Annotated in this window: 17 protein-coding genes; 16 read left to right on the top strand and 1 reads right to left on the bottom strand. The window is 35.8% G+C overall.

Going from position 1 to position 15,972, the window contains the following annotated elements; genetic code table 11:
- Positions 1-123: 123 nt before the first annotated feature.
- The 5 genes from ACUXVC_RS01235 (at position 124) to ACUXVC_RS01255 (ending at position 5,805) form a co-directional block, all read left to right on the top strand.
- Complete coding sequence (locus tag ACUXVC_RS01235) at positions 124-1,851, top strand: ABC transporter substrate-binding protein (RefSeq protein ID WP_446025907.1); 1,728 nt, start codon at positions 124-126, stop codon at positions 1,849-1,851.
- A 108-nt stretch (positions 1,852-1,959) separates the two neighbouring features.
- Complete coding sequence (locus ACUXVC_RS01240; RefSeq protein ID WP_141240950.1) at positions 1,960-2,916, top strand: ABC transporter permease; 957 nt, start codon at positions 1,960-1,962, stop codon at positions 2,914-2,916.
- Positions 2,917-2,928: 12 nt separating this feature from the next.
- A complete protein-coding gene (gene opp4C / locus ACUXVC_RS01245; protein WP_000447957.1) occupies positions 2,929-3,852 on the top strand; it encodes an oligopeptide ABC transporter permease in 924 nt (307 codons plus the stop codon).
- A 10-nt stretch (positions 3,853-3,862) separates the two neighbouring features.
- Positions 3,863-4,843 carry an ABC transporter ATP-binding protein gene (locus ACUXVC_RS01250; RefSeq protein ID WP_065229648.1) on the top strand — a complete coding sequence of 327 codons (981 nt, stop codon included), beginning with the start codon at positions 3,863-3,865 and terminating at the stop codon, positions 4,841-4,843.
- On the top strand, positions 4,840-5,805 hold the full coding sequence (locus ACUXVC_RS01255; RefSeq protein WP_001294500.1) for an ABC transporter ATP-binding protein: 966 nt from the start codon (positions 4,840-4,842) through the stop codon (positions 5,803-5,805). Before ACUXVC_RS01250 ends, ACUXVC_RS01255 begins: the two co-directional genes overlap by 4 nt.
- Before the next feature lie 35 nt (positions 5,806-5,840).
- Here ACUXVC_RS01255 and ACUXVC_RS01260 read toward each other — a convergent pair whose 3' ends face one another.
- Positions 5,841-6,713: a Cof-type HAD-IIB family hydrolase gene (locus ACUXVC_RS01260; RefSeq protein WP_053565412.1), complete on the bottom strand. Its 873-nt coding sequence runs from the start codon at positions 6,711-6,713 to the stop codon at positions 5,841-5,843.
- 441 nt (positions 6,714-7,154) lie between these two features.
- On the opposite strand from ACUXVC_RS01260, the gene ACUXVC_RS01265 reads away from it, so the two are divergent.
- The 11 genes from ACUXVC_RS01265 (at position 7,155) to ACUXVC_RS01315 (ending at position 15,927) form a co-directional block, all read left to right on the top strand.
- The gene (locus ACUXVC_RS01265) at positions 7,155-7,262 is read left to right on the top strand and encodes a DUF3948 family protein (RefSeq protein ID WP_000664237.1); all 108 of its coding nucleotides are present in this window, start codon (positions 7,155-7,157) and stop codon (positions 7,260-7,262) included.
- 34 nt (positions 7,263-7,296) lie between these two features.
- Complete coding sequence (locus ACUXVC_RS01270; protein WP_000654250.1) at positions 7,297-7,413, top strand: DUF3948 family protein; 117 nt, start codon at positions 7,297-7,299, stop codon at positions 7,411-7,413.
- A 34-nt stretch (positions 7,414-7,447) separates the two neighbouring features.
- Positions 7,448-7,564, top strand: a complete 117-nt coding sequence (locus ACUXVC_RS01275; RefSeq protein WP_000654250.1) for a DUF3948 family protein — start codon at positions 7,448-7,450, stop codon at positions 7,562-7,564.
- Positions 7,565-7,607: 43 nt separating this feature from the next.
- Positions 7,608-7,715, top strand: coding sequence for a DUF3948 family protein (locus tag ACUXVC_RS01280; protein ID WP_000664237.1), 108 nt, complete (start codon positions 7,608-7,610; stop codon positions 7,713-7,715).
- Positions 7,716-7,758: 43 nt separating this feature from the next.
- Entirely contained in the window at positions 7,759-7,869 is a 111-nt protein-coding gene (locus ACUXVC_RS01285; RefSeq protein ID WP_001083691.1) for a DUF3948 family protein, read from the top strand.
- A 419-nt stretch (positions 7,870-8,288) separates the two neighbouring features.
- A complete protein-coding gene (gene hppD, locus ACUXVC_RS01290) occupies positions 8,289-9,407 on the top strand; it encodes a 4-hydroxyphenylpyruvate dioxygenase (protein WP_053565411.1) in 1,119 nt (372 codons plus the stop codon).
- A 66-nt stretch (positions 9,408-9,473) separates the two neighbouring features.
- Positions 9,474-10,430 (top strand): fumarylacetoacetate hydrolase family protein, encoded by a 957-nt coding sequence (locus ACUXVC_RS01295; protein ID WP_095689886.1) that lies wholly within the window; start codon positions 9,474-9,476, stop codon positions 10,428-10,430.
- On the top strand, positions 10,396-11,568 hold the full coding sequence (locus ACUXVC_RS01300) for a homogentisate 1,2-dioxygenase (RefSeq protein ID WP_095691513.1): 1,173 nt from the start codon (positions 10,396-10,398) through the stop codon (positions 11,566-11,568). The genes ACUXVC_RS01295 and ACUXVC_RS01300 overlap by 35 nt, the downstream gene beginning before the upstream one ends.
- Positions 11,569-11,801: 233 nt before the next feature.
- Complete coding sequence (locus tag ACUXVC_RS01305) at positions 11,802-13,217, top strand: amino acid permease (protein ID WP_000809361.1); 1,416 nt, start codon at positions 11,802-11,804, stop codon at positions 13,215-13,217.
- Positions 13,218-13,326: 109 nt separating this feature from the next.
- The gene (locus tag ACUXVC_RS01310) at positions 13,327-14,598 is read left to right on the top strand and encodes an MDR family MFS transporter (protein ID WP_089170294.1); all 1,272 of its coding nucleotides are present in this window, start codon (positions 13,327-13,329) and stop codon (positions 14,596-14,598) included.
- Positions 14,599-14,841: 243 nt separating this feature from the next.
- Positions 14,842-15,927 carry a D-alanine--D-alanine ligase gene (locus tag ACUXVC_RS01315; RefSeq protein ID WP_095689885.1) on the top strand — a complete coding sequence of 362 codons (1,086 nt, stop codon included), beginning with the start codon at positions 14,842-14,844 and terminating at the stop codon, positions 15,925-15,927.
- The last annotated feature ends 45 nt before the right edge of the window (positions 15,928-15,972 follow it).

The following is a 15,972-nucleotide window of genomic DNA, read 5'->3' on the forward strand; positions in this document are numbered from 1 at the left end:
AAAAACATCTATTTTTTTCTGATTAAAACCGACTTTTCCGATTGGCTATAAATGTGCTGTGGGAGGCATACATAAGCTAATAAGTTCAAAGGGTATAACTATTAAACAGTTAGGGTGGGGACAATGAAGAAAAAGACAAAAAAATGGGCTGGTGTATTTTCAGTATTACTTAGTAGTTCGCTTGTGTTATCTGCTTGTGGGGGACAGGAGGATACGGCTTCTACAGAACCAGTAAAAAAGCAGGATTTAAAAGATTCTAAGATTGAATCAATTCCAGCTACAGATAAAAAGAAAAGTCCAGAGAAAGCAAATCAACGAAAAGATACTTTCATTACAGCCATTTCTAAGCCAGGGGGAGTTTTCCTTCCGTATTTCCAAGATAATGGTTGGGATGGAAATGTAACGTCGGTTATTTTTGCTTCATTAGTAACAACAGACAAACAAAGTAAACCTGTTCCGGATCTTGCAGAAAAATGGGATATTTCTGCTGACCAGTTAACATATACATTCCATTTACGTAAAAATTTAAAATTTAGTGATGGGTCGCCTCTAACAGCGGATGATGTAGCATTTACATTAACACTACTTCATGATAAAGCGTATGAAGGTGGATTGGATATTGCTCAGTATGCTGTTAAAGGTGGGAAAGAATATAAAGAAGGAAAAGCAACTTCTATTGAAGGAATCCAAGTTGTTGATCCACAGACAATTAAAATTACAACTGAAAAAGTTAATTCACAGGCGCTAACGAATTTAGGTGGCCCAGTGCTATCAAAAGCTTATTATGGAAAAGATTATAAACAAAATACAAGTTTAGACTATTTAAAAGCATTATATGGGCAACCAATTGCAGCGGGTCCATATAAATTTGAAAAATATGTTCCAGGTCAAGAAGTCCGCTTTGTTGCTAACGAAAATTATTATGCAGGTAAACCAAAAATTAAAAACTTTATTTACAAAATCACATCAGGTGATACTGGATTCCAATTATTCCAAACAGGTGAACTGGACTATAGTGGATTTAGAGCGAACCCTGAAAATATAGAACAATTAAAAGGATTGGAGTTTGCAAATATTAATCTTGAATCATCAAGTGATATTGCTTATATCTATGTAAATAATAAGAAGTCGTATTTGAAAGATAAAAAGGTACGCCAAGCACTTACTTATGGATTAGACCGTAAGAAGTATGTGGATACAGCTTTACAAGGCTATGGCTCTGTCGCTAACGTACCAATTGCTCCAGTTTCATGGGCATATACAGAAGAAGGTATTAATAAATATCCGCACGACGTAGAAAAGGCTAAAAAATTATTGGATGAGGCTGGTTGGAAAGTAGGTTCTGACGGGGTTCGTGAAAAAGATGGTCAAAAATTAAAATTAACATACTACGCATCAAATACAGGTAAAACAAATGATATCTTTATTCCAATTGCAAAAGAAAGTTACAAAGAAATTGGTGTTGAATTAAATCCAGAGTTGATGGACTTTAATACGATGCTTTCAAAAGTAGGAAAAGGTGACTACGATTTAGCGGCAGTTTCAACACCAGGAATTAGTGATCCAAGTGAAGTTGTAAGTGAGTACTTATCAACTAATCCAAAAAGTGATACGGGTTATAATAATCCGAAAGTAGATGATTTGATTGTAAAAGGTATAGGAACGACAGATATTGAAAAACGTAAAGCGATTTATAAAGAGCTGTATAAAGAGTTAAGTGATGATCCACCAGTTATTTTATTAAACTATCGTAAACTACTTTATGCTCATAATGCACGTATAAAAGGAATTGATCCAGAAAAGTATGATAGCATCAGTTCCAACTTACCAGTGTTATCTATTGAACAATAAGGGTTGACCTAACTAATAGAAGACGTTTTTTCACACAGCAATGGAATGGTAGCTGTTTTGAAAAAATGTTCTTCTATTTTTAAGTAAATAGGATTGGGGAGACAAAAGGTGAAAACATATATCATTCGTAGGTTTCTACAAATGATTCCTACATTGTTTGGTACGTCTATTATTATCTTTTTCTTATTTGCACTCTTACCGGGTGATTATATCGATTCAAATCCGAAATTAACACCAGAGAGAGCTCAAGAATTAAGAGAGTTGTACGGTTTAAATAAACCGATTATTGAAAGGTATTTTCATTGGCTAGTGAATGCTTTGCATGGTGATTTTGGATTTTCTTTACAGTACCAAGAACCGGTAACTTCATTACTTAATAAATTCATTTGGAATACATTTATTGTTGCTGCTGCAGCTTTATTTTTCACTTGGATTATTGCTCTTATTATTGGGGTTATTTCTGCAACAAAGCAGCATTCTTGGTTTGATAGATTGGTAACAATCGGTGTCTTTGCAGCAATGTCATTTCCATCATTCTTTATCGGACTATTTTTAATTAAATTATTAGCAGTTGATTTAAAGTTATTACCTATTGGTGGCATGATTGATATTGGGAGTAACTCAACAGGGATAGCATACATATTAGAAGTATTACGTCATATGATTCTACCTGTATTTATTTTAACGCTTCTTGGTGTAGGATCGTTAACACGCTATTTTAGAACGGGCATGTTGGATGTTATTAGGCAAGATTATATTCGTACTGCTCGTGCAAAAGGTTTAAAAGAAAGAACCGTTATTTATAAACATGCATTGAAAAATGCAATTTTGCCAGCAATTACATTACTCGCTTTTGAATTACCGGGTTTATTTTCAGGAGCCATTATTATTGAACAGATTTTTAATTGGCCCGGGATTGGGAGTATTCAATTAGAAGCATTAAACTTTCGTGATTATACGGTATTAATGGCCTTTACAATGTTTCTTTCTTGTTTAACAATTACGGCTAATTTCTTAGCTGATATTGTCTATGCGTTTGTTGATCCAAGAATTCGATTGAAGTAAGGGGGGAAAGATATGGAGACTATTACACCTATAATAGAGAAAAAGAAAGAACGGAAAAAGAGAAATGAATCATCACCATGGCGCCAAGCGTATAAAAAAATCAAGAAAAATAAGATGGCACTGTGTGGCTTATACGTTTTAATATTTATGTTTTTATTTAGTTTTATCGGTCCAATCTTTTCACCGTATGCTGATGGGAAAGTACAAGTAACACAAATTAATAAACCACCCAGCCTGTCACATTGGCTTGGGACAGACCAGTTGGGACGGGATATTTTAACTAGACTTATGCAAGCAGGGCGTATTTCATTAACAATCGGTTTAGCGTCGATGCTACTATCCGTTATACTAGGAGCTCTATTAGGAGCAATTGCTGGTTTTTATCGAGGAGTTGTAGATCATTTAATTATGCGTGTTGCAGATGTGTTAATGTCCATTCCAGGATTACCACTACTTATTATAATGGGGGCAATTTTATCAGAATGGAAATTACCATCGGAGTACCGTTTATATGTTGTAATGATTATTTTAAGTTTAGTAGGATGGCCAGGACTTGCACGTCTTGTGAGGGGACAAATTTTAACATTGCGGGAGCAAGCCTTTATGCAAGCGGCAGATGTATTAGGATTAAAAGATTCTCGAAAAATCATTCATCATCTAATTCCTAACGTTTTTCCGTTACTTATTGTTGTAGCAACTTTGGGTGTGGCTGGATCTATTTTAAGTGAGTCCGCGCTAAGCTACTTAGGTCTCGGCGTCGTCCCACCTACACCATCATGGGGGAACATGATTAGCGCAGCTAACTCATTAATTGATTTCCAAAAGCGTCCGTGGTTATGGATTCCGCCTGGTTTTGCAATCTTTATAACAGTTGTATCAATTAATTTACTTGGTGATGCACTTCGTGATGCGTTAGATCCAAAGATGAGACGGTAGGTGAGAAGGTATGAGTAGAGCGGTAGTAGAGCTAAAAGACTTACAAACACACTTTCAAACGGAGGAAGGGACAGTGAAGGCTGTAAACCATGTTAGCTTTGCTGTTCGAGAAGGTGAAACGGTTTGTGTAGTAGGAGAATCAGGTTGCGGGAAGAGTGTAACGGCTTTATCTATTATGGGGCTTATTGCTGAATCTGGCAGTGTAGTAGGTGGAGACATTTTATATGAAGGAAAAAGTCTTTTAGGAATGAAAGAGAAAGAACTTCGTAGTTTACGAGGCAATGATATTGCGATGATTTTCCAAGAACCGATGACATCGCTAAATCCCGTCTTCACTGTAGGTGAGCAAATTGTAGAAACGCTAAGGGAGCATGAATTACTTAGTAAAAATGAAGCGTATAAGAAAGCAATTGAGTTAATTCGTAAAGTTGGCATAGCCCGTGCTAATGAAATTGTTCATTCTTATCCGCATGAATTGAGCGGCGGGATGTTACAACGTATTATGATTGCTGTTGCGCTTAGTTGTAATCCTAAGTTATTAATTGCAGATGAACCAACAACAGCTCTTGATGTTACGATTCAAGCTCAAATATTGGATTTACTAAGACAAGTGAAAGAAGAATTTAAAACGTCGATCTTATTAATTACACATGATTTAGGTGTCGTAGCAGAAATGGCTGATTACGTTGTCGTTATGTATGGCGGGAAAGTTATTGAAGAAGCTCCAGTACTAGAGATATTCCAAAATCCAAAACACCCTTATACGAAAGGATTGTTGAAATCAAAACCAGTAATGGGAAAACGAATAGATAAACTATATTCTATTCCAGGGCAAGTTCCGAATTTAGTTGGTTTAGGTGAGTTTTGCTACTTTAGTGGGCGTTGTGAGCATTGTATGGAAATATGTGAAAAAGAAGCCCCAAATCTAAATGTAAATGATGAAAATCATAAAGTAGCTTGCTGGTTATATGAGGAGCGTGCGGAACAATGAGTGAACCATTATTAGAGGTGAAAAACCTAAAGACATATTTTCCAATTAAAGGTGGCATATTTAGTAGAACGATCGGGCATGTAAAAGCAGTTGATGGAGTAAGTTTTACTATTAATAAAGGTGAAGTGTTTGGTCTCGTTGGCGAATCAGGGAGCGGAAAAACAACGATAGGAAAAACAATTTTACGCCTCGTTCAAAAAACGGAGGGGGAAGTGAAGTTTAAAGGGAAAGATGTTCATTCTTTATCCAAGGATGAATTGAGAAAACATCGCCCTAATATGCAGCTCGTTTTCCAAGATCCATTTAGCTCATTAAATCCGAGAATGAGAATTGGTGAAGCGCTTGGAGAGCCGATGTTGGCCCACGGATTAGCGACGAAAGAAAATGTTCGTGAAAAGGTAATTGAAGTATTGGAGTTATGTGGCTTAGCTCCTTATCATATTGACCGGTATCCCCATGAGTTTTCTGGTGGACAACGTCAGCGTATCGTAATAGCAAGGGCTATGGTATTAAATCCAGAATTCATTGTAGCTGATGAACCTGTGGCGGCACTAGATGTATCTATCCAAGCACAAATTATTAATTTATTTAGTGAGTTACAGGAGAAAAAGGGATTATCTTATTTATTCATTTCACATGATTTGAGTGTAGTAGAACATTTATGTACGAAAATCGGAATTATGTATTTAGGTACAATTGTGGAGACGGCGCCGCGTGATGAGTTATTTACCAATCCGCTACATCCGTATACAAAAGCATTGTTATCAGCTGTTCCAATACCAGATCCAACAGTGAAGCGAGAGCGAATTATACTAGAAGGGGATATTCCAAGTCCAGCAAATCCACCTTCGGGTTGTCGTTTTCATACACGTTGCCCGTTTGCAACAGATGTTTGTAAAAAAACAATACCAGAATTTCGTAATGTTGGTGATGATCATTTTGTTTCTTGTCATCATGTATAAAAAAAGGACTCTTTCAATTTGAAAGAGTCCTTTTTTTATTTACTAGATGAAGTTTGTTTCAATACAAATTGCTCGATTGCATGAGAAACACCATGTTCATTGTTTGTTAATGTTACAACATCACATAGTTTTTTTATATCTTCTTCAGCGTTGCCCATTGCAACAGATAAGCCTGCTACTTCTAGCATTGGTACATCATTAAAATTATCACCAATAGCAACTGTATCTTCAATAGGGATATTAAAATGAGCTGCCATCTGCTGTAGCCCGTTTCCTTTATGTCCATTCTTATCCATAATTTCTAAGTTAGTAGGAGCTGATGCTGTAACCATAATATCAGCGTCTTCTTGTAACACGCTTAATAGCTGTGCACGATGCGCTGCATTAAATGTTGAAATGAAGAATTTAGATATTTCTAGTTCTTGGTTATTTACAACATCTTCTATTTTTTTGAAATCAGTAATTAGGTTCGATTTCTTTTGCTTTTCTGTAATTCGTTCAAGTTCCTCTAATGTAACATCGAGCGCATGCTTATTTTCTTCGAACGCTTGCATCACTTGATCTTGCCATGTATATGGAGAATAAACTCCTTTATTCGTATATAGCTTATATGGGAAACCTTCAGATTCTAGTAATTTTGCAAGTTTGTACACTTTGTCGTTTTGTATACAACGAGAGTTAATTACTTTTCCATCCACATAAACAATAGCCCCATTGCTTGCTCCGACTGGAAGAGATAATTTATATTCTTCCAATAGCTTTAAAGCATCCTCTTTCGCACGACCAGAACAAATCATTACAATATGACCAGCTTCTTGAGCAGTTTGGATTGCTTGTAGGTTTTCTTTGGAGATTTCAAGATTAGATGATAGTAGTGTACCATCCATATCTAATGCGATTAATTTCAAAATGACCACCTCTTTGTTTTTATTATACATAGTTATATAGAGGAAACATATAAACTTATCTTGGAAAGACGGTATTTTATCTCATATTAAAAGTAAGTAAAGATTAGATAGGTTTAGTGTCACTAAATAAACTGTTTGTAACAAAAATAGAGAGGAGGATGACTATATTTCACTTTACGACTTTAATATTACACGAATGTTACAAACGTGAACTTAGTGAAAAGTGCATTAAATAAGGCTTCTTGGGGAGTATTATAAAAAAACGTAAAAAAAGTGTAATAAATTTCACGTTATTATATTGCAACGTAACAATAGTTATGTTACATTAATGTTACAAACGTTACGTTATCAAATTTAATGTAACGTTAACATAAAAACTATGAAATAAACATTTCTTAGAAATTACATATAGATAACTTATAAAAAGGGAGGATAAATGATATGAAAGAGCAAGTATTACAAGTAACAAAAGGTGACTTCGTAGGATCAGCAAGTGGAGCAGTAGTATTAACAGCATTAATCGTATTTTTATCAAGCGTATTAGTATAATAGAAACTTTGTAACAAAAGAAAAAGAAGGGAGAATGAAAGATATGAAAGAGCAAGTATTACAAGTAACAAAAGGTGACTTCGTAGGATCAGCAAGTGGAGCAGTAGTATTAACAGCATTAATCGTATTTTTATCAAGCGTATTAGTATAATAGAAACTTTGTAACAAAAGAAAAAGAAGGGAGAATGAAAGATATGAAAGAGCAAGTATTACAAGTAACAAAAGGTGACTTCGTAGGATCAGCAAGTGGAGCAGTAGTATTAACAGCATTAATCGTATTTTTATCAAGCGTATTAGTATAATAGAAACTTTGTAACAAAAGAAAAAGAAGGGAGAATGAAAGATATGAAAGAGCAAGTATTACAAGTAACAAAAGGTGACTTCGTAGGATCAGCAAGTGGAGCAGTAGTATTAACAGCATTAATCGTATTTCTATCAAGCGTATTAGTATAATAGAAGTTTTAAATCAAACAAAAATGGAAGGAGAATGAGGGATATGAACAGTGAACAAGTGTTTCAAGTAACAAAAACGGATTTATTAGGATCCTTAGGTGGAGCGGTAATATTAACATCATTTATTCTATTCCTTGCAAGTGTATTAGTATGATATATGTAAATACAACCATTCAAAAAAAATAAAGACTCTAACGTATTAGTAAGCAGTTAATATGTTGGAGTCTTTTTTATTTTCTTCTTATATACCTTCAAGTATTAAAGTTACCTCATTATTTAGCATCCATGGCTAATTAGACGCTGCGGTTGCAACTTGATTCAACGAATAATCAAAAATCCACTGAGTAAAAGCCTGATTGGTGAGGGCTGATTAAAGTTTCACTTTATTTTAAAGAGAAAAAAGTCGAATTTTATATGTAAGAAAAAAAGAGGAATTTGACAGAAAAGATAGAAAATTTTAAAGGTCAGAATTTGTTAGCTTGCTAACTAATTTCTATTTATTTATGTTGGAAGCGTTTTCGGTTGGTTTTAAGTATGGACCATTTAATCTATTTACAGGGGGATGAAGATATTATGAAACAAAAATCTATGGATACGCTAGCTGCACAAATGGAGGACTTTTTTCCAGTACGTGATGTAGATCATTTGGAATTTTACGTAGGGAATGCAAAGCAATCGAGTTATTATCTTGCGAGAGCATTCGGATTCAAAATTGTGGCTTACTCTGGATTAGAAACTGGAAACCGTGAAAAGGTATCTTATGTTCTTGTGCAAAAAAATATGCGTTTTGTTGTGTCTGGAGCTTTAAGTAGTGAAAATCGTATTGCGGAGTTTGTAAAGACTCATGGTGATGGCGTCAAGGATGTGGCACTACTTGTTGATGATGTTGATAAAGCATACTCAGAAGCAGTGAAACGTGGTGCCGTCGCAATTGCTCCACCAGAGGAATTAACAGATGAGGACGGTACATTGAAAAAAGCAGTTATTGGTACGTATGGTGATACAATTCATACGCTTGTAGAGCGTAAAAATTATAAAGGGGCATTTATGCCAGGATTCGAAAAGGTAGAGTTTAATATTCCATTTGAAGAGTCTGGCTTAATTGCTGTCGATCATGTAGTTGGTAATGTTGAAAAAATGGAAGAGTGGGTTAGTTATTACGAGAATGTCATGGGCTTTAAACAAATGATTCATTTTGATGATGATGATATTAGTACAGAGTATTCGGCTTTAATGTCGAAAGTTATGACAAATGGAAGCCGTATTAAGTTTCCTATTAACGAACCAGCAGACGGAAAGAGAAAGTCACAAATTCAAGAGTATCTAGAATTCTATAATGGAGCTGGTGTACAGCATCTTGCTTTATTAACAAGTGATATTGTTAAAACGGTTGAAGCGCTTCGTGCAAATGGGGTGGAGTTTTTAGATACACCTGATACTTATTATGATGAGTTAACTGCACGAGTTGGAAAAATCGATGAAGAAATTGATAAGCTAAAAGAATTAAAGATCTTAGTAGATCGTGATGATGAAGGTTACTTACTACAAATCTTTACGAAACCAATTGTAGATCGCCCGACTTTATTTATTGAAATCATTCAACGTAAAGGTTCTCGTGGATTTGGTGAAGGAAACTTTAAAGCGTTATTCGAATCAATTGAAAGAGAACAAGAACGTCGCGGAAACTTATAAGATTTGTATCCACCAGCAAAAGTCCCTTTGCTGGTGGAAATTTCATTTTTATAAGGAGGAATCAGGATGAAATTTGTTACATTTCGTCTTCCTTCAAAAGAAATACGGGCTGGATGGCTTGAAGGTGACAAAGTAATAGATATGAATCTTGCTAGTGAAGGGAAAATCCCTTCTTCTATGATGGCTTTTTTAGAGAAAGCTGATGAGTATGTAGAAGTAGTGCGGAATATTAAGAATCCAAATAAGGGTATATATGCTTTAGAAGAAGTACAATTGACAGCTGCTCTGCCTAATCCGAGTAGTATTCGAGATTTTTACGCATTTGAACAACATGTAAAAACAGCTCGTGGACGAAGAGGACTAGATGTTGTGCCTGAATGGTATGATATTCCGGTTTTTTATTTTACTAATCATCGTGCTGTAATTGGTTCCGGTGATTTTGTAATTGGTCCGAAAAAGTCTAAAAAGCTTGATTATGAGCTGGAGATTGCTTGCGTAATAGGAAAAGAAGGGCGAAATATTTCTCGTGAGCAAGCAGAGGAATATATTTTTGGTTATTGTATTATGAACGACTGGAGTGCGAGAGACTTACAAGCAACAGAAATGAAAGTAGGTCTCGGTCCTGCGAAAGGAAAGGACTTTGCAACTTCGTTAGGAGCACATCTTGTTACGAAAGAGGAATTAGATGTTTATCGTAATGGTGATCGATATGATTTAGAAATGACTGCTCATGTAAATGGGAAACTATTATCAAAGGGAAACTTCCAAGATATTTACTATACATTTGCTGAAATGATTGAACGTGCTTCAGAGGACGTGACGTTATATCCAGGAGATGTGATTGGTTCTGGGACAGTAGGAACAGGCTGTATTTTAGAACTTGGTACAGAAGAGTGGCTACAAGATGGAGATGTTGTAGAGCTGTCGATTACTGGTTTAGGTACACTACGTAATACGATCAAAAAAGAAAAGGAAGCGGGTGATGGGCATGTTTTATCGTCAAATGGGAGAACTACCTCATAAACGACATGTACAATTTCGTAAAAAAGATGGATCGCTTTATCGTGAACAGGTAATGGGAACGAAAGGATTTTCTGGTACGCAGTCTATTTTGTATCATCACTATATGCCAACAGAAGTAGGTCATTCTGCATTATCGCATTCTTGTCAGTTGCAGTATGAAGAGGATGTTGCCCTTTCTCATCGCCACTTCCGAACGAAAGAAAATAAAAAAAGTGGTGATGCAATAAGTGGACGAAATTTCATACTTGGAAATGAAGATTTGTTAATTGGAGTAGTGAGCCCAACAGAAAAAATGGATTATTTCTATCGTAATGGTGATGGCGACGAAATGTTATTTGTTCATTATGGAACAGGGAAAATTGAAACAATGTTTGGAACGATTCACTATAGAAAAGGCGACTATGTAACGATCCCAATTGGAACGATTTATCGTGTTATTCCAGATGAAGGAGAGACTAAGTTTCTCGTTGTAGAGGCGAATAGCCAAATTACAACGCCGCGTCGTTATCGAAATGAATACGGACAATTGTTAGAGCATAGTCCGTTTTGTGAAAGAGATCTTCGTGGTCCAGAAAAATTAGAGACATATGATGAAAAAGGCGAGTTTGTCGTAATGACAAAATCAAGAGGCTATATGCATAAACATGTTTTAGGACACCACCCGTTAGATGTTGTTGGATGGGATGGCTATTTATATCCGTGGGTATTTAATGTAGAGGATTTTGAACCAATTACAGGGCGCATTCATCAGCCACCGCCAGTACATCAAACATTTGAAGGGCATAATTTTGTTATTTGCTCTTTCGTACCACGTTTATACGATTATCATCCAGAGTCAATTCCGGCACCATATTATCATAGTAATGTTAATAGTGATGAAGTTCTTTACTATGTAGAAGGAAACTTTATGAGTCGCAAAGGTGTGGAAGAAGGTTCTATTACACTTCATCCGAGCGGGATTCCCCATGGGCCGCATCCGGGGAAAACAGAGGCAAGTATAGGGAAGAAAGAGACACTTGAATTAGCTGTTATGATAGACACATTCCGTCCGCTTCGTATTGTAAAACAAGCACATGAAACAGAAGATGAAAAGTATATGTATAGCTGGATTGAACAAGGTTCATATACTGTGAAATAAGTAAAAAAAGGTATGCTCTCAATAAGGGAGCATGCCTTTTTTGTGGAATCGACATGTATAATAATACCAAAAAGAGTTGTCGAAAGATATATAGAAAGAATGATAAGGATAGTGCATATTCAGAAGAATTTCTACTTGTTTCGACAAAAGTATTGACTAGGAAAAGCGTAATGAGTAAAATAAAAAAGCGAATTGAAAATTTTCAGAAAATTTAAAACTTGGAGGAGTGAAAGATGAAGCAAATTTTTCAAAAGAAGCCAATTGCAAAGTTAATGCAAGAAAGTAAGCAAAAAACGTTAGCAAGAACATTGGGCGCGCTAGATTTAACTATGCTTGGAATCGGAGCAATTGTTGGAACTGGTATTTTTGTTCTAACGGGTGTTGTGGCAGCGAAACATTCTGGGCCAGCTATTATATTATCATTTGCGATTGCCGCGCTAGCTTGTGCCTTTGCTGCATTTTGTTATGCTGAATTTGCTTCTTCAGTTCCTGTCTCGGGCAGTGTGTATACGTATACATACGCGACGATGGGGGAAGTATTCGCATTTTTAATTGGCTGGGACTTAATGCTTGAATATTTACTTGCTACATCTGCTGTAGCAAACGGTTGGTCTGCATATTTTCAATCTTTATTAAAGGGGTTTGGAATCCACATTCCGACTATTCTCTCCTCGGCTCCTGGTACAGGAAAGGGTGGAATAATTGATCTACCTGCAGTTCTAATTATTTTAGTGATGACAGTTCTTTTATCTAGAGGTGTTCGTGAAAGTGCACGAGTAAATAACATTATGGTATTTATTAAAATAGCAGTTGTTCTTATTTTTATTTTTGCTGGTTTTAATTATGTGAAACCTGAAAACTGGACGCCTTTTATGCCATTTGGTTTAGATGGTGTAATGGCTGGAGCGGCCACAGTATTCTTCGCATTTATAGGATTTGATGCAGTTTCAACAGCGGCAGAAGAAGTGAAACGTCCGCAACGTGATTTACCAATTGGTATTATTGCATCGTTATTAATTTGTACAGTTCTTTATATCGTTGTTTCGCTTATTTTGACAGGAATTGTTCCATACGGTCAGCTAAATATATCAGATCCAGTTGCTTTTGCACTGCAATTTATTGGACAAGATGGCTTAGCGGGGGTAATTTCAGTAGGAGCAATTACAGGGATTACAACAGTAATGCTAGTTATGATGTATGGGCAAGTTCGTGTTTCTTATGCGATGAGCCGAGATGGTTTATTACCGAAGCGTCTTGCTAAAGTTCATCCGAAATTTAAAACGCCATTTTTAAATACATGGACAACGGGAATTATTGCGGCACTGATTTCAGGATTAATAGATTTAAATGTTTTAGCACATCTTGTAAACATGGGGACATTGTCAGCATTTGCACTCGTAGCTGTTGCGGTAATTGTAATGAGAAGAACCCATCCAGACTTACCAAGGGCATTTAAGGCTCCGCTTGTACCATTTTTACCAGCGTTAACAGTGATTTTCTGTTTATACTTAATGCTTCAATTATCGGGGACAGCATGGATTAGTTTTGGGATATGGATGGTTATTGGTATAGCGGTTTACTTCTTATATAGCCGAAAACATAGTGCTTTAAATAATAGTAAAAAAGAAGAAGATGTTGCGAATTTATAAGCGAAAAAAATCCATTCTAATTCTGTTAGAATGGATTTTTTTATTTGAAAATTTACATTTTTCTGAACTTATTATAAGATAATTGTTGGCTAACTAAAGGAGTGAAATGATGAAAAATACGTGGCGTGAGTTAAGGGAGATGGACCGTAACGTATGGATTCGATTTATTGGAGAGACGTTAAATGGAATTGCAATGATGATGTTAATGCCTTTTTTTGCATTATATTTAAAAGATAAGGTAGATTCGTTGTTGGAAGTTGGGGTTATTATGGCGCTTTCTCCAATTGCTGCAAGCTTTGGTTCACTTATAGGAGGGAGAATTGCTGACATATATGGAAGAAAGCCGATTATGATATTTTCTATGGCAAGTAATGCATTATTAATGCTCGGTTTTCTATTTATAGAAGGATTTATTCCATATGCAATTTTATCTATTTTTTTAGGATTGAGTAATTCTTTATTTCATCCAGCTGCATCAGCTATGGTCGCAGATGTAACAGCACCAGAAAAAAGAACAGAGGCATATGGTTTATTACGAATGGGTCACAATATAGGTGCTGCGATTGGTCCGATAATGGGAGCATCAGTAGTTGTGTTGTCAAAGAATCTTGTGTTTATTATTGCCTCTTCTACAATGCTATTTTATGCGTTACTTGTATTGCTTCTTATTCAAGAGACGATGCCAAAGAGGACAGATAAGGAAGAACATAAAGAAAAGGAATCTGGGGCAGTTTGGAAAATTGTCATGCGAGATAAGGCATTAATGATTTACTTATTAGCAGGTATTATCATTTCGATGGGGTTTTCTCAAACAGAAGGCATGTTGCCACTACATTTTGATAACGAAATGAAGCGTATTTTTGGAGCGAATAATCCATATCCATATTTAATGGCGTTAAACGGACTATTAGTTGTTTTATTCCAATTTCAAATTTCAAAATGGGCTACGGATAAACCAGTCGGGAAGACGATGTTATATGGTGCATGTTTGTTCGGGATTGGATTGTTTTTTATAGGGTGGTTACCGAAGTGGTTTGGAGAGTTTAATACAAATGCTACAGTTATTTTAATAACACTACTGTTCGTTTATGCTATATATACGTTAGGTGAGATGATTATGTCGCCTGTACAGATGACATTTGTAGCAAACTTGGCCCCTGAGCATTTGAGAGGGACTTATATGGGCGCTGCAAGTTTGCAGTGGATTACAGGAAGCGCATTTGGTCCACTTTTGGGAGGTTTTTTATTAGATCGATTACTTGGCCACTTGCTATTTACAATTTTAGCTGTAGGATGTGTAGTTGCAGGTATTGTATATATTTCTTTAGATCGCCTTGTTGAGCAAAGGCAAAAAGATACACTAACCAAGAAATCTTCTTAGTAAATAGGTGACATACACAAAAAAGGGGATTTCTACATATTTTAGGTACATAACTAGATAGGATTACCATTTCATTTTAAAATTCACCTTTGTATAGTAGTGGAATAGAAAAAGTGTAGAAAACCAATAAGTGGTGTCATTTAATTATTTGTGGAAGTTACATTTTATTTCAAATAGGAACTACCTATTTTTATAAAAAGTGCTAAAATAGAAAAATGAAAACAATTGGTTAGGGTGATTTCAGTGACAAAAATTAAATTAGGTTTATTATATGGTGGAAAATCAGCTGAGCATCAAGTTTCGTTACAGACGGCTCTTGCTGCTATTAAAGCGTTAAATCAAGATAAATTCGAGATTCATCCAATTTATATTACAGAACAAGGTCAATGGGTACGTGGTGAGCGTATTGAAGGTGAAGTAACAGATGTTGAAGCTTTAAAAATGAGTGGTGCAGAAAATGCGATTTCTCCGTTATCATTAAGTACAGAGATTATTCCATCTGTAGCTTCTGAGGAAAATGCTATTGATGTTATTTTCCCATTACTACATGGACCAAACGGTGAAGATGGAACGGTTCAAGGATTATTAGAATTGATGAATATTCCTTATGTAGGAAATGGTGTTCTAGCATCATCTGCTGGTATGGATAAAGTTGTTATGAAAAACATCTTTGCAGAGGCTGGTTTAAAACAAGCAAAATATGCGTCTTTCATTCGCAGTGCATGGGAAAAAGATCGTCAGGAAGCTTATTCTAAAGTAGAAGATAAGTTAGGATATCCTTGTTTCGTAAAACCAGCAAACCTTGGTTCAAGTGTTGGTATTAATAAGTGTAAAAATCGTGAAGAACTTGAGAATGCATTTGTAGAGGCATTCCAATTTGATCGCAAAATTATTGTAGAAGAAAATATTGTAGGTCGTGAAGTAGAAGTTGGGGTACTAGGTAATGATGAGCCGAAATGTTCAGTTGTAGGTGAAATCGTTCCGAAAAAGGACTTCTATGATTATAAGTCGAAATATATCGATGGTGATACGGCGTTAATTATTCCAGCTGAAATGACAGAAGAAGAATCTGATGTGATTAAGCGTGATGCAATTATTGCGTTCCAATCATTAGATGGTGCAGGCTTAACGCGAGCTGATTTCTTCTTAACGAAAGACGGAGAAGTGTATATTAACGAAGTAAACACTATGCCAGGATTTACACCGTTTAGTATGTTCCCTCTATTATGGCAACATACTGGGTTACCGTATCCAGAGTTAATCGAAGAGTTAATTCGTTTAGCGATTGAACGTCACGAAGAAAAACAAAAAATTAAATATACAATCTAACAAAAAAAGGAGGAAGCACTATTCGTAGGAATAGTGCTTCCTCTA

It is taken from the genome of Bacillus sp. N6 (assembly GCF_052805735.1).

Bases quoted from the DNA above. Each gene is read 5' to 3' on its own strand.
- ACUXVC_RS01300 (WP_095691513.1), top strand. From the start codon at position 10,396: ATGTTTTATCGTCAAATGGGAGAACTACCTCATAAACGACATGTACAA.
- ACUXVC_RS01270 (WP_000654250.1), top strand. From the start codon at position 7,297: ATGAAAGATATGAAAGAGCAAGTATTACAAGTAACAAAAGGTGACTTC.
- ACUXVC_RS01250 (WP_065229648.1), top strand. From the start codon at position 3,863: ATGAGTAGAGCGGTAGTAGAGCTAAAAGACTTACAAACACACTTTCAA.
- ACUXVC_RS01235 (WP_446025907.1), top strand. From the start codon at position 124: ATGAAGAAAAAGACAAAAAAATGGGCTGGTGTATTTTCAGTATTACTT.
- ACUXVC_RS01275 (WP_000654250.1), top strand. From the start codon at position 7,448: ATGAAAGATATGAAAGAGCAAGTATTACAAGTAACAAAAGGTGACTTC.
- ACUXVC_RS01285 (WP_001083691.1), top strand. From the start codon at position 7,759: ATGAACAGTGAACAAGTGTTTCAAGTAACAAAAACGGATTTATTAGGA.
- ACUXVC_RS01280 (WP_000664237.1), top strand. From the start codon at position 7,608: ATGAAAGAGCAAGTATTACAAGTAACAAAAGGTGACTTCGTAGGATCA.
- opp4C (WP_000447957.1), top strand. From the start codon at position 2,929: ATGGAGACTATTACACCTATAATAGAGAAAAAGAAAGAACGGAAAAAG.
- ACUXVC_RS01265 (WP_000664237.1), top strand. From the start codon at position 7,155: ATGAAAGAGCAAGTATTACAAGTAACAAAAGGTGACTTCGTAGGATCA.
- ACUXVC_RS01295 (WP_095689886.1), top strand. From the start codon at position 9,474: ATGAAATTTGTTACATTTCGTCTTCCTTCAAAAGAAATACGGGCTGGA.
- ACUXVC_RS01310 (WP_089170294.1), top strand. From the start codon at position 13,327: ATGAAAAATACGTGGCGTGAGTTAAGGGAGATGGACCGTAACGTATGG.
- hppD (WP_053565411.1), top strand. From the start codon at position 8,289: ATGAAACAAAAATCTATGGATACGCTAGCTGCACAAATGGAGGACTTT.
- ACUXVC_RS01305 (WP_000809361.1), top strand. From the start codon at position 11,802: ATGAAGCAAATTTTTCAAAAGAAGCCAATTGCAAAGTTAATGCAAGAA.
- ACUXVC_RS01255 (WP_001294500.1), top strand. From the start codon at position 4,840: ATGAGTGAACCATTATTAGAGGTGAAAAACCTAAAGACATATTTTCCA.